Source organism: Massilistercora timonensis (assembly GCF_048354975.1).
Lineage (GTDB): Bacteria > Bacillota > Clostridia > Lachnospirales > Lachnospiraceae > Massilistercora > Massilistercora timonensis.
The window spans coordinates 1-12,944 of sequence record NZ_DBGCJQ010000070.1; the positions used below are offsets into that span (position 1 = coordinate 1).

Sequence of the window (12,944 nt, forward strand, 5' to 3'; positions counted from 1 at the left end):
GGAGGACAGATACCATCTTCTGTTTAACAACTGCGAGCATTTTGCCATCTGGAGCAAGACCAACATCTCAGAGTCCTACCAGGTGAAAAATAAGATGAAATATCTGTCGGTATTCCTGAGAATGCCGGTATGGCACTACGTATAAGAACAAAAGAAAGGAATCATGATCATGCCAGTATTTGACTTTAATAATTCACCGGAACCATCCAGGGAGCCGGAGTGTACCTATGAGATCTTTTATTCCAGCGAACCGGAGGCTTCTCCGGAGCATCCCATGCTGGTGCTGGACAACCGGGAGGGGAAACTGAAACATCACTCTGCCGGCGTATTTACCAATCCCATCCGCAGGACAGCCTTTGAGTTCAAGGAGGAAGAAGGCGGAAGCATGAGCAGCGTGGATATTCTTAAGATCGACGCCCGTTTTGTCAGCCTGCTGAAGTGGCTGGGGGAGAATCACATCAATGTACGGCTCTCGGGAGCGCCCCGGGAGGATGGATACGCAGTGTACAAGATCCGGGAGATTGCTTTTGGCTGGGGCGGTAAGCTTTCCGCGGAGGACGGATTTCTCCAGTTTATGATCGAACGGCTTCTCTCCAGCGACGCGCCTTCTCCGGAGGTTCCGGACGAGGAAGCAGAGGAAGCAGGGGACAGCATGAAGCTTACCAGTATCCAGAGTATTACTGATTTCATGAACTGTGCGGGGCGGACTCTGCCGGATAATATCCGGCTCTGGGCCAGACGGAATCTGGCGGTGGCCCGGTCCAGTGAGGTTTCCGCGGAGGAGAAGCGCCACGCTCAGCGGGCGCTGTCTATTATGATGAATATCCAGTGGAAGGGGAATTATTTTCCGCCGGTGGATCCGGTGGAAGCCCGGCGTATCCTGGATGAGGAGCTTTATGGTATGGAGCAGGTAAAGCAGCGGATCATCGAGACTATTATCCAGATTAACCGGACCCATACCCTTCCGGCTTACGGGATCCTTCTGATCGGACCGGCGGGAACGGGGAAATCCCAGATCGCCTATGCGGTGGCCCGGATCCTGAAGCTGCCCTGGACCACCCTGGATATGAGTTCCATCAATGACCCGGAGCAGCTTACCGGAAGTTCCCGGATCTACGCCAACGCCAAGCCGGGAATCATTATGGAGGCATTTTCCATGGCGGGAGAGTCCAACCTTGTGTTTATCATCAATGAGCTGGACAAGGCTGCCGCAGGGAAAGGGAACGGCAATCCTGCGGATGTGCTTTTGACCCTTCTGGACAATCTGGGATTTACCGACAATTATATCGAGTGTATGATCCCCACCGGGGGCGTCTATCCCATCGCCACCGCCAATGACAGGGAGCAGATCAGCGCGCCTTTGATGTCCCGGTTTGCGGTGATCGAGATCCCGGACTATACCCCGGAGGAGAAGAAGGTGATCTTCTCTGAGTATGCCCTTCCCAAAGTACTTAGGCGGATCGGTATGGAGAAAGAAGAGTGCAGCCTGACAGAAGACGGTCTGGAAGCAGTGATCGATCTTCACAGGAATACCAGCGGGATCCGGGATCTGGAGCAGGCGGCGGAGCACCTGGCGGCCAACGCCCTGTACCAGATCGAGGCAGATCATGTGAAGTCGGTGGTGTTTGACGAAACTATGGTGCGAAACCTGTTGCTTTAATAGAAAGATAAGAAATGGATAAGGCGGAAAGGAGGAGCGGTATGAAACATGAGATCAAGATAGAAGAGATCTTCCGGGCTGTCCGGGGAGATATCACGAAAATCCGGGATGTGGAGGCCATTGTAAACGCGGCCAACACCAGTCTCCTGGGAGGCGGTGGTGTAGACGGAGCCATCCACCGGGCTGCAGGGCCAAAGCTTCTGGAAGAATGCCGGGGACTTCACGGCTGTGCCACAGGGGAGGCAAAGATCACCGGGGCCTATGATCTGCCCTGCAAGTATGTAATCCACACCCCCGGTCCCATCTGGCGGGGCGGCGATCATGATGAGCGAAAGCTCCTTGCTTCCTGTTACCGGTCCTGCCTGACCCTGGCAGTAGAAAACGGAGTAAAGCGGATCGCCTTTCCCTCTATTTCCACAGGGATCTATCATTTCCCGGTGGAGGAGGCTGCCCGGATCGCGGTGGAGACGGCGGCGGAATTCACGGCTGCTCATCCGGGAGCGCTGGAACTGGTGGAGTGGGTGCTGTTTGACGACAGGACCTGGCAGGTGTACGAGGCGGCCATCGCCGGAAGGGAGAAGCATGTATCCAATCATTGACAAGAGAAAAACCGGGATCCATCTGCGCAGGCTTATGGAGGAGCGGGAGCTTACGGTCAGAGATATCCAGCAGTATCTGGGACTGGGAAGCGTTCAGAGTGTCTACCACTGGCTGAACGGGATCAGCATGCCCACGGTGGATAATCTGTATGCTTTAAGTGAGCTGTTTCAGCTGCCCATGGATGAGATCGTGCGCGGGAACCGCCGCAGGGAATCTGCCGGCCTGGAAGACCGGCAGCGCCAGAGGCTGCAGGCATACTGCGCGGCGCTGCAGGAACTGCGGGCAGCTTAAATGGGGCTGTAGAATTATACTACAAGTTCAATGACAAACCGGAAGAACTCCCTTAAAATGATAACAGATCATTTCAAGGAGGAGGGCTTTCTATGAGCGAGAAGATGCTGGTAACGCAGGCACTGGATGAGAGGGATCTGCTGGTAAAGAAGATCGGGGATAAGATCGCGAAGGCGAATTTCGTGGATACGATCCGGCCCAATGAGGATAAGGTTTACGCCAGGCGGGTTGAGAAAGCGGAGTTTACCAAAGAGGCGAAGGCGGCCTATCAGCAGATCACGGATCTGATCGCAAGATATCAGAAGATCGACGCGGCCATTGTGGATTCCAATGCCAGGACGGAAGTGAAGACTTCCTACGGAACATTTACAGTTGCGGGGGCGATCTCGCTGAGAAGCCGTCTCCGGGGGCTTGGAGTCTATGAGGAGGAGGCGGATTTCGAAGGGAATCTGCAGAAGAAACTGCGCAGTGAGTATGAGGAGCGGGTCCGTTTCTGTGACATGAAGAACAGCCAGCTGCAGACCACCGCTGAGAATATGAGACTGAGCATTCTGGGACGGGATGCAAAGACGAAGGATGAGAAGCCGCTGGGCGTAGTGGAAGCCTATGTCAAGGAGAACACTACAGAACTGGTGGATCCGCTGAAGGTGGAGAAGAAGATCGAAGATCTGGAGGAAAAGCGCAATACCCTTCTGAGGGAGCTGGATACCCAGATCAAAGTGTCCAACGCCACAACGTTTATCGAGGTGTGATAAGAGGGCAGCCTGTATTACGAAAACCTCAGACTCAGCTTCCCTGTAACAGGGTTACGTTACGAGAGAAAAGGACCAAATTCTAAAGTGGTGCAGCAGGTAGCACACATGACTAGTGATCATGATGTCGCAGGTTCGAATCCTGTCTTTAGAACCGGGAAATGTATGGCGCACGGCAGCGCCCCGCAGTTTTGTGTTTTCGTTTGTCGGTGAACGGTGCTTTGGGAACGGTCAACGATTTTGTCCTTGAATCGTCTTTGGTGAGGAAGAAACGTTTGTTCAGACATAGAGATATGTTGAAATCCATGAAAAAGGTTGGTGTTAAGCTGATTGGCCGGAGGTTATCCTCATGGCTGTAATATAGGCATGGCATGTTGGGACTGGGGAGCTGCGGCAGCAGCTCCCTTTAAAGTTGTATTTTTATACCACAGGTACTTGAAACAGGCCATAGAACACAGCGCCTACAACGCCGCTTGTCAGGATCGCCTGTACCGGTCCGATCTTTTTCTTTCGGAGTAAAACCAGGAAGACAAGAGTGATGGGGACGGCGATCCAGTCAGTGTCCGGCAGGCTGAAATGTTCCAGCCCGTTCCACCACGCGGTGCTGACCAGTTTTACCGCGGCGGCCAGGACCATGGCAGCCACAGCCGGATGAAGCCCGTTCAGAACTCCGTGGACGCTGCTTAAGTTCCTATATTTGTAATAAAGCTTCGCAAGGATCATCACGATGATCACGGCAGGAAGGACATAGGCGCAGGTGGCGATCACCGTGCCGGGGATCCCGGCGGTCCGGGTGCCTACGAAGGAAGCGATATTGATCCCCAGGGGACCGGGAGTCATCTCGGAAATGGAGATGATGTCCGTAAATTCTGTGTTGGTAAGCCAGTGCTGCTGTGTGACTACACGGCTGCGGATCAGTTCCATGGAGGCAAGGCCGCCGCCAAAGCTGAAGAGGCCGATAAGGAAAAAGGTTTTGAATAACTGGAGATAGAGCATTAGTCTTCCTCCTTTCCAACAGGAACCTCTTTGCGTTTCCGCCAGGAGTAGATTCCTCCGGCAACGCCGCAGACCAGCAGGATCAGGATAATATCAACACCGAAGAAGATGGCTGCGACGGAGGCGGCGATCAGCATAAGAAGAGAGAAAACTTCTCTGTCTTTCAGTACGTTTCCTGCCATGGTGATGGTCATATTGATCATAACGGCTGCAACTCCGGCCTGCATTCCTTTCAACAGCAGGGCGATCACCGGATTGCTGCGGAACTGGACATAGAACATGGAGACGATGGTGAGGATGATCATAGGAGGCAGGATGGTGCCTGTCACTGTCAGAAGGGCGCCTGCTACTCCGGCGATGTGGTATCCGATGATGATAGAAGTGTTGACTGCCATCACGCCGGGACAGGACTGGGCGATGGCCACCAGGTCCATGACTTCGTCCTGGCTGATCCAGTGGAGTTCCTCTACAAATTTCTTCTGGAGCATAGAGATGATCACCATGCCGCCTCCGAAGGTACAGGCGCTGATGATAAAGCAAGTTTTGAAAAGGGTCCAGAGTCTGGATTTATCTGAGATTGTATTTTCCATAGGGCATTCCTCTTTTCTGTGTTCGTTTACCAGTATATTTTAAACCAAATAAAAGGAAAATCCAATGTGGTGGGTAATAAAAAATAATCTCAAAAATATCGACAATACGTATTGCACGTGCTATTATGGTAAAAGGAGAGAACGAATGAGATTCAGAGAAATGGATAAAATTCTCAAAGCAGATGGGTGGTATGAAGTGAAACAAGTTGGTTCACATCATCAATATAAACATCCAAATAAATTGGGGAAAGTAACTGTACCAGAACATGGAGGAAAAGATATTAATCCAACAGTTGCAAAGAAAATCTTAAAACAAGCTGGATTATAGTGCTTTGTATTTGGTAAGGAGGAGGTTGATTTTATGAAATTGGTTTATCCCGCTTTGTTTACACCATATGAGGATGGGTCTGGCGGATATGCTGTGGAGTTTCCGGATCTTTTGGGGTGTGCGACAGGCGGTGACAATATGGCGGAAGCGGTGTTTATGGCGGAAGATGCGGCAAGTGGATGGATCCTGACAGAATTGGAAGCCGGAAGAAAAGTGCCGGAAGCCAGACAACTTAGTGATATTGAAGTGGAACAGGGACAGTTTGTGAGTCTGATTGCCCTGGATATGGATGCATATGCTGCAAAATACGGAAGTAATTCGGTAAAGAAAACGTTGACAATTCCTGCATGGCTGAATACATTTGTGGAACAAAATGGAATCAGCTGTTCGAAGGTGTTGCAGGAAGCGTTAAGTAAAATGGCACAGGCGAAATAGGAATCTTCTTTTTCTGCGCTCTCTGTGCTATAATATCCCCAGTACCACTCAGAAAGGAGCTCCTATGGAAGCATATACCAGTTTTGCCCAAGTCTACGACACCTTCATGGACAACGTCCCTTATGAGGACTGGTCCGACCGGATCCGGACGATCCTTCGCCAGTACGGCATTACCGGAGGCCTGGCCCTGGATCTTGGCTGCGGCACAGGGAAGATGACGGAACTTCTGGCGGAAGCAGGATTCGATATGATCGGGGTGGACAACTCCGAGGATATGCTGGAGCTTGCCATGGAGAAGCGGCTTGTGAGCGGTCATGATATTCTCTATCTTCTGCAGGATATGCAGGAATTTGAACTCTACGGCACAGTGGGAGCCATCGTCAGCGTCTGTGATTCCATCAACTATATCACCGATGAGGAGGAACTGCTGGAAGTGTTCCGGCTGGCCAACAATTATCTGGATCCCCATGGGATTTTTCTTTTTGACTTTAATACGGAGTACAAGTACCGGGAGATCCTGGGGGACAACACTTTTGCAGAGGAGCGGGAGGAATGTAGTTTTATCTGGGAGAACTACTATGATCCAGAGGAAGAGATCAATGAGTATGAGCTGACTTTATTTGTCCGGGAGGAAGAGGATCCGGAGCTTTACCGGCGCTATCAGGAAACCCATTTTCAGAAGGCTTATACCCTGGAGCGCATAAAACGGCTGCTGGAGCGGGCCGGTATGACTTTTATGCGGGCGTGGGACGGCTATGCGGACGAAGCGCCTACCTATACCAGCCAGCGGATCCTTGTGGCTGCCCGGGAGTTTGGAAAATAAGGAGGACAGGAAGGAAAAATGGAAGACTATATTGTAAGAGCGACTGCGGCGGAGGGACAGGTGCGAGCCTTTGCCGCCCTGACCACACAGACGGTGGAGACGGCCAGGCAGCGCCACGGCACAAGCCCGGTGGCAACGGCGGCCCTGGGACGTCTGCTGACGGCGGGAGCCATGATGGGAAGTATGATGAAGAATGATACAGATATGCTGACCCTGCAGATCCGGGGGGACGGCCCCTTAAACGGGATCACGGTGACGGCGGACAGCCACGCCAATGTGAAGGGCTATGTGGGTAATCCGGACGTGATGCTGCCCCCTAAGAACGGGAAGCTGGACGTGGGCGGAGCCGTGGGCATCGGCCTTCTCCAGGTGATCAAAGACCTGGGGCTCAAAGAGCCCTACAGCGGGCAGACCATTCTGGTGACCAGCGAGATCGCGGAGGACCTGACCTATTATTTTGCCAACTCCGAGCAGGTGCCTTCGTCGGTGGGTCTGGGAGTTCTGATGGAGAAGAACAATACCGTGCGCTGCGCCGGCGGATTCATCATCCAGATGATGCCCTTTGCAACAGAAGACACCATCCAGAAGATCGAGGATAATCTGAAACAGATCTCTTCTGTAACTTCTCTTCTGAGTGAAGGGAAGCTGCCGGAGGACCTGCTGGAGATCCTGCTGGGAAATGTGGGACTGGAAGTGACGGACCGGCTGTCCACCCGGTTTTACTGTAACTGCTCCAAGGAGCGGGTGGAGCAGGCGGTGGCCAGCATCGGCAGGAAGGATATCCAGGAGATGATCGATGAGGGCAAGGACATCGAGGTAAAATGTCATTTCTGCAATACCGCTTATCAGTATACGGTGGAAGATCTGAAGCGGATCCTGAAGCACAGCAGATAGAGGGGAGAGAAAAGGATGAAAGACGGATTTATCAAAGTAGCGGCGGCCACCCCGGGGATCCGGGTGGCGGATGTGGCCTACAATACGGTGCAGATCAAAAGCATGATGGAGAAAGCGGTGGAAGAAGGAGCCAAAGTAGTGGTATTCCCGGAGTTGTGCCTTACCGGTTATACCTGCGGGGATCTGTTTACCCAGGAGATCCTGCTGGAGCAGGCGAAGCAGGGGCTTAAGGAGATCGGAGAGGCCACCCGGGATATGGACGCCCTGGTCTTTGTGGGTCTGCCTCTGGAGGAAAACGGGGAACTCTATAACGTGGCGGCGGCACTGAACCGGGGCCGGGTACTGGGATTCACCACCAAGAGTTTTCTGCCAAACTACGGAGAATTTTATGAGATGCGTCAGTTCCGCCAAGGGCCTTCCCGGGCGGGAGAGATCCTGTTTGAGGGAAGACGGGTGCCCTTTGGCCCGGGCCTTCTCTACGAGGCGGAGAGCCTGCCTTCTCTGGTGGTCTCCGCGGAGATCTGCGAGGATGTGTGGTCTCCGGTGCCGCCCAGTATCCAGGCTTCCCGGGAGGGAGCCCTTGTGATCGTCAACTGTTCTGCCAGCGATGAGACCATCGGCAAGGCGGCTTACCGGAGAAGCCTGATCGAGGGGCAGTCTGCCCGGCTGATCTGCGGGTATGTGTACGCCAACGCAGGGGAAGGGGAATCCACCACAGACCTGGTATTCGGCGGCCACAACATCATCGCTGAGAACGGTACGGTACTGGCGGAGGCACCCCGGTTCCAGGGAGGGATCCTGACCACGGAGATTGATCTGGAACGCCTGATCGGGGAGCGGCGCAGGAACACCACCTTCCAGAACGCCAAGGAGCGGATCCTGCCCAGGATTCCCTTTGCCCTGGAACTTTCGGAGACAACCCTTACCAGAAGCTTTGCCTCCCGGCCTTTCGTGCCGTCTGAGGAGGGAGAGCGGAACCAGCGCTGTGAGGAGATCCTGACCATCCAGGCCAAGGGTCTGGAGAAGCGGCTGGCCCACACCCATGCAAGAAGCGCGGTGGTGGGGATCTCCGGCGGACTGGACTCCACCCTGGCCCTGCTGGTGACGGCCAAGGCTTTTGACGCCCTGGGGCTTGAGCGCAGCCAGATCGTAGCGGTGACCATGCCCTGTTTTGGCACCACAGACCGGACTTACCGCAACGCCTGCGAGATGGCCCGCAAACTGGGGGCTACCCTGCGGGAGGTGCCCATTGCGGCGTCAGTGGAGCAGCATTTCCGGGATATCGGACACGATCCGGAGGATCACAGCGTCACCTATGAGAATGCACAGGCCAGGGAGCGGACCCAGGTGCTGATGGATATCGCCAACGCAGACGGCGGCATGGTGGTTGGGACCGGGGACATGTCGGAGCTGGCTCTGGGATGGGCCACCTACAACGGAGATCACATGTCCATGTACGGGGTCAACGCCTCAGTGCCCAAGACGCTGGTGCGCCATCTGGTACATTATTATGCCGATACCTGCGGAGATCAGGTGCTAAAAGACGTGCTCTATGACGTGCTGGATACGCCGGTGAGCCCGGAGCTTCTGCCTCCCAAAGACGGGGAGATCGCCCAGAAGACCGAGGATCTGGTGGGACCTTACGAGTTGCATGATTTCTTCTTGTATTACTTCCTCCGGTTCGGATACAGCCCCAGGAAGATCTACCGCATTGCCCGGCTGGCCTTTGCGGGAGAGTATGAAGAGGAGACCATTTTAAAATGGCTCCGCACTTTCCTGCGCCGGTTCTTTACCCAGCAGTTCAAGCGGTCCTGCCTGCCGGACGGGCCCAAGGTGGGAACGGTGGCTCTGTCGCCCAGAGGAGACTGGCGGATGCCAAGCGACGCCTGCGTGGATCTGTGGCTTGCGGATCTGGAAGATCTGTAGAAATATAAGGAAAGGGAGCAAAAGAAGATGGAAGGAAAGAAAGAACAGGCAACAGAACGGTTTCAGAAGATGTACAACTGCTGTCAGGCGGTGGCCTGCACCTACTGTGAGGATCTGGGGATCAGGGAGCAGGATATGTTCCGCATGACAGAAGGGTTTGGCTCTGGGATCGGCGGGCTCAAAGACACCTGCGGGGCGGCCATGGGTATGTTCCTGACCCTGAGCCTGGCCAACAGCGCAGGGGATATGGAGGATCCCTATGCTACCAAGATGGATACCTACGCTAAGTTTCTGGAGGCGGCGGAAGTCTTCCAAAAAGAGCGTGGCTCGTTGTACTGCAGGGATCTGAAGACCGAGGACGGCCCCCAGCCGCTGGAGTGCTGCGTGCGCTGCGTGGAGACGGCGGCCCGGCTGACAGAAGAATATCTGGCGAAGATAGAAGAAGAGAAGAGATAAAAAAGAGGACAAGGCATTTGCCTTGTCCTCTTCATATCCATTTACAGTTTGATGTTCTTGAACAGGTCTCCCAGGCTGGTGCCGATGCTCTCGGACTTGGGGATCTCTACCTTTTCTTCCGGCTCTTCTTTCACTTCTTCCAGAGCCTTCATGCTCAGGCTGATCTTGCCGTCTTTGATCCCGATGACTTTCACCTTCACCTCGTCGCCTACGCTTAACACGTCCTTGGGGAGTTTCACCCGCTTCTGGCTGATCTGAGATACATGGACCAGACCGGACAGACCGTCCTCAAAACGAACGAAAGCGCCGTAGTTCTGGAGGCTCTCTACCTTGCCGGTAAGTACGGTGCCAACCTTCATGCCGGCGATCCGCTCTTCCCGCGCTTTCTTCTCTTTCTCCTTCAGGATTTCTCTTGCGGAGAGGACCAGACGGTTGTTGGCCTGATCCACTTCGATGACCTGGACCTCGATATCTTTCAGAAGATAGGTCTCCAGATTCTCGATATAGGATAAGGACAGCTTGGAAGCCGGGATGAATCCACGGATCCCTTCTACCATGGCGATGGCGCCGCCGTTTACGATCCCCTCTACCTTGACGGGAAGGACGGTTCCCTTCTCCAGGTAGGATTCCAGTACATTCCAGGGGTTGGCATCGTCGAAATGCTCCTCCAGGTCTGCCATGGTCTGAGGTTCTGTCTGGGCAGCGGCCTCAGCTACGGTGTCTTCCGCGACTTTTGTTTCTTCCTGCAATAATTCTTCGTTCATAATACTACATCCCTTCTTCGATTCGTGTCCATACGTTCTGTATGCTTCTACCAGTATAGCATAAAAGTGGCGGTTTGTTCAAAGAAAATCTGCAAAGCCGGGAAAAATATGGTTGACGAAACGGGGAAAAGATGGCAAGCTAAATGAAAGACATTAACGAGGGAGTAATCTTATGGGTAAAAAAGCAGGTAAAGTATATGTGGTAGGCCACAAGAATCCGGATACGGATTCTATTTGTTCGGCTATCGCGTACGCGGAATTAAAGAAGAAGATTACCGGGGAGGAATATACGGCAAGGCGGGCGGGCCCCATCAATGAGGAGACTCACTACGTGCTTGGCCGTTTCGGGGTGGAGCCCCCGGCCCTTCTGCAGAACGTGAAGCTTCAGGTGAAGGATATCGACATCCACAAGATCGAGGGCGTGGATCCCAACGTATCCATCAAGGACACCTGGGCCAAGATGAAGAAAGAGAATATCAAGACGGTGCCGGTGCTGAAGGAAGACGAACTGGTGGGTGTGATCTCCACGGGAGATATCGCCAATTCCTATATGGGTGTCTACGACAGCCGGATCCTGTCCCAGGCCAGGACCCAGTACCGGAATATCATCAAGACCTTGGACGGAAAGCTGATCACTGGCAATGAACATGGGTATTTTACCAAGGGGAAGGTGACCATCGGCGCTTCCAACCCGGATATGATGGAAGAGTTTATTGAGAAAGATGACCTGGTGATCCTGGGGAACCGCTATGAGGCCCAGGCCTGCGCGGTGGATATCGACGCCAGCTGCCTGGTGATCTGTCAGAATGCGGAGGTGCCGGAAGAGTTGATCCGCAAGGCAGAAGAGCAGAGCATTGTGATCATCCAGACGCCTCACGATACCTTTACTGCGGCCAGGCTTATCAACCAGAGCATCCCGGTGAAGCATTTCATGAGTAAGGGTCCTCTGACTACCTTCCGGATGAACGACTATGTGGAGGACATCAAGGATGTGATGACCAAGAAGAAATTCCGTGATTTCCCCATCCTGGACCGGCACGGACGGTTCAAGGGATTCATCTCCCGGCGCCGGTTCATGGATGTGAGCAAAAAGCGGGTGATCCTGGTGGACCACAATGAGAAGTCCCAGGCCATCGAGGGGATCGAAGAGGCGGAGATCATTGAGATCATCGACCATCACAGACTGGGCAATATTGAGACCATAGGGCCGGTGTTCTTCCGCAACCAGCCGGTGGGCTGTACGGCCACCATTGTCTGGCAGATGTATGAGGAGGCAGGGGTGAAGATCCCGCCGGTGACCGCAGGGCTTCTGTGCGCGGCCATTGTTTCCGATACTCTGTTATTTCGTTCTCCCACCTGTACGGCGCTGGATGAGAAAGCAGCCAAAAAGCTTTCCAAGATTGCGGAGGTCAATCTGGAAGAACTGGCCCGGGCCATGTTCAACGCAGGCAGCAGCCTTAAGGGCAAGTCGGCGGAGGAGATCTGTTTCCAGGATTTCAAGCAGTTTACCGTCAACGAGAGCGTATTTGGCGTAGGTCAGATCAACTCTATGAACCAGGAGGAACTCCAGGAGATGAAGAAGCTTTTGAAGGATTATCTGCCAAAGGCTATGGAGCAGAACAAGCTGCAGATGGTATACTTCATGCTGACGGACATCCTGGACGAATCCACGGAGCTTTTGTGCTGCGGCAAGGACGCCCGGGAGTACATACTGGATGCCTTTGACCTGCCTACCGATACGGGCAAGATCGTGTTAAAAGGCGTGGTGTCCCGGAAGAAGCAGCTGATCCCAGCTCTGGTGGCGGCGCTGCAGCAGTAGGAGGAGAGAGATTATGGGAAAACAAGTCTGGAAGCCGGGAAATATGCTCTATCCCCTGCCTGCGGTACTGGTGAGTACGGCGGACAAAAAAGGGGAGGACAACCTTCTGACGGTGGCCTGGACGGGAACGGTGTGCACCAATCCGGCCATGCTCTATATCTCTGTGCGGCCGGAGCGGTATTCCTATCATATGTTGAAAGAGAGCCGGGAGTTCGTGGTGAACCTGACCACGGAGCGGCTTAGCCGGGCCGCGGACTGGTGCGGTGTGCGCTCCGGCGCGGATGTGGATAAATGGAAGGAAATGAAGCTGACCCGGGGGAAGGCAAAGACTCTTGCCTATGCCCCTATCCTTGTGGAGAGCCCGGTGAACATTGAATGTAAAGTACGGGAGATCCTGGAGCTGGGATCCCACCACATGTTCCTGGCGGAGGTTTCCGCCGTCCAGGTGGAGGAGGAGTATCTTGCGGAGAGCGGCAAGTTCGAACTGAACCAAAGCGGCCTTATCACCTACTCCCACGGGGAATACTTTTGTATGGGAAAGCCTCTGGGAAGATTCGGGTGGAGTGTAAAGAAACGATAGTAATTTAAGAGGGAACCAGACGATCACGAT

16 protein-coding genes and 1 tRNA gene are annotated in these 12,944 nt (G+C 53.8%); 14 read left to right on the top strand and 3 right to left on the bottom strand.

What is annotated here, in order from left to right; all coding sequences use genetic code 11:
- From ACML7B_RS06280 to ACML7B_RS06305, 6 genes are all read left to right on the top strand, one after another.
- Positions 1-145, top strand: a 145-nt coding sequence (locus ACML7B_RS06280) for a lecithin retinol acyltransferase family protein (protein ID WP_418540046.1), incomplete at its 5' end; no start/stop codon positions are given.
- Positions 146-169: 24 nt separating this feature from the next.
- Entirely contained in the window at positions 170-1,660 is a 1,491-nt protein-coding gene (locus ACML7B_RS06285; protein WP_418539951.1) for an AAA family ATPase, read from the top strand.
- A 41-nt stretch (positions 1,661-1,701) separates the two neighbouring features.
- Complete coding sequence (locus tag ACML7B_RS06290; RefSeq protein WP_418539954.1) at positions 1,702-2,259, top strand: O-acetyl-ADP-ribose deacetylase; 558 nt, start codon at positions 1,702-1,704, stop codon at positions 2,257-2,259.
- Positions 2,243-2,551 carry a helix-turn-helix transcriptional regulator gene (locus ACML7B_RS06295; RefSeq protein ID WP_346708188.1) on the top strand — a complete coding sequence of 103 codons (309 nt, stop codon included), beginning with the start codon at positions 2,243-2,245 and terminating at the stop codon, positions 2,549-2,551. The genes ACML7B_RS06290 and ACML7B_RS06295 overlap by 17 nt, the downstream gene beginning before the upstream one ends.
- Before the next feature lie 92 nt (positions 2,552-2,643).
- Positions 2,644-3,303, top strand: coding sequence for a hypothetical protein (locus ACML7B_RS06300; protein WP_106790368.1), 660 nt, complete (start codon positions 2,644-2,646; stop codon positions 3,301-3,303).
- An 81-nt stretch (positions 3,304-3,384) separates the two neighbouring features.
- Positions 3,385-3,457: transfer RNA gene (locus ACML7B_RS06305), tRNA-Thr, on the top strand.
- Positions 3,458-3,723: 266 nt separating this feature from the next.
- Here ACML7B_RS06305 and ACML7B_RS06310 read toward each other — a convergent pair.
- Positions 3,724-4,299: a chromate transporter gene (locus ACML7B_RS06310; RefSeq protein ID WP_106790370.1), complete on the bottom strand. Its 576-nt coding sequence runs from the start codon at positions 4,297-4,299 to the stop codon at positions 3,724-3,726.
- Complete coding sequence (locus ACML7B_RS06315) at positions 4,299-4,889, bottom strand: chromate transporter (RefSeq protein WP_418539958.1); 591 nt, start codon at positions 4,887-4,889, stop codon at positions 4,299-4,301. The genes ACML7B_RS06310 and ACML7B_RS06315 overlap by 1 nt, the downstream gene beginning before the upstream one ends.
- 145 nt (positions 4,890-5,034) lie before the next feature.
- Between ACML7B_RS06315 and ACML7B_RS06320 the strand changes: the two genes are divergently transcribed.
- The 6 genes from ACML7B_RS06320 (at position 5,035) to ACML7B_RS06345 (ending at position 9,751) form a co-directional block, all read left to right on the top strand.
- Positions 5,035-5,217 (top strand): type II toxin-antitoxin system HicA family toxin, encoded by a 183-nt coding sequence (locus ACML7B_RS06320; RefSeq protein ID WP_346708191.1) that lies wholly within the window; start codon positions 5,035-5,037, stop codon positions 5,215-5,217.
- 33 nt (positions 5,218-5,250) lie between these two features.
- The gene (locus ACML7B_RS06325) at positions 5,251-5,652 is read left to right on the top strand and encodes a type II toxin-antitoxin system HicB family antitoxin (RefSeq protein ID WP_346708192.1); all 402 of its coding nucleotides are present in this window, start codon (positions 5,251-5,253) and stop codon (positions 5,650-5,652) included.
- Positions 5,653-5,716: 64 nt separating this feature from the next.
- On the top strand, positions 5,717-6,475 hold the full coding sequence (locus ACML7B_RS06330; RefSeq protein ID WP_106790372.1) for a class I SAM-dependent DNA methyltransferase: 759 nt from the start codon (positions 5,717-5,719) through the stop codon (positions 6,473-6,475).
- Between the two features lie 18 nt (positions 6,476-6,493).
- The gene (hslO, locus tag ACML7B_RS06335; RefSeq protein ID WP_418539963.1) at positions 6,494-7,369 is read left to right on the top strand and encodes an Hsp33 family molecular chaperone HslO; all 876 of its coding nucleotides are present in this window, start codon (positions 6,494-6,496) and stop codon (positions 7,367-7,369) included.
- Between the two features lie 15 nt (positions 7,370-7,384).
- Positions 7,385-9,295, top strand: a complete 1,911-nt coding sequence (locus ACML7B_RS06340; protein ID WP_418539965.1) for an NAD(+) synthase — start codon at positions 7,385-7,387, stop codon at positions 9,293-9,295.
- 27 nt (positions 9,296-9,322) lie between these two features.
- Positions 9,323-9,751: a C-GCAxxG-C-C family protein gene (locus tag ACML7B_RS06345; RefSeq protein WP_418539968.1), complete on the top strand. Its 429-nt coding sequence runs from the start codon at positions 9,323-9,325 to the stop codon at positions 9,749-9,751.
- Positions 9,752-9,792: 41 nt separating this feature from the next.
- Here the strand turns inward: ACML7B_RS06345 and ACML7B_RS06350 are convergent, their stop codons facing one another.
- A complete protein-coding gene (locus ACML7B_RS06350; protein ID WP_346708199.1) occupies positions 9,793-10,515 on the bottom strand; it encodes a S1 RNA-binding domain-containing protein in 723 nt (240 codons plus the stop codon).
- Positions 10,516-10,687: 172 nt separating this feature from the next.
- Here ACML7B_RS06350 and ACML7B_RS06355 point away from each other — a divergent pair, with 172 nt between their 5' ends.
- Together ACML7B_RS06355 and ACML7B_RS06360 are read left to right on the top strand one after the other, a co-directional pair.
- A complete protein-coding gene (locus tag ACML7B_RS06355; RefSeq protein ID WP_418539971.1) occupies positions 10,688-12,334 on the top strand; it encodes a putative manganese-dependent inorganic diphosphatase in 1,647 nt (548 codons plus the stop codon).
- Positions 12,335-12,347: 13 nt separating this feature from the next.
- On the top strand, positions 12,348-12,914 hold the full coding sequence (locus ACML7B_RS06360) for a flavin reductase family protein (protein ID WP_418539974.1): 567 nt from the start codon (positions 12,348-12,350) through the stop codon (positions 12,912-12,914).
- Positions 12,915-12,944: the final 30 nt, after the last annotated feature.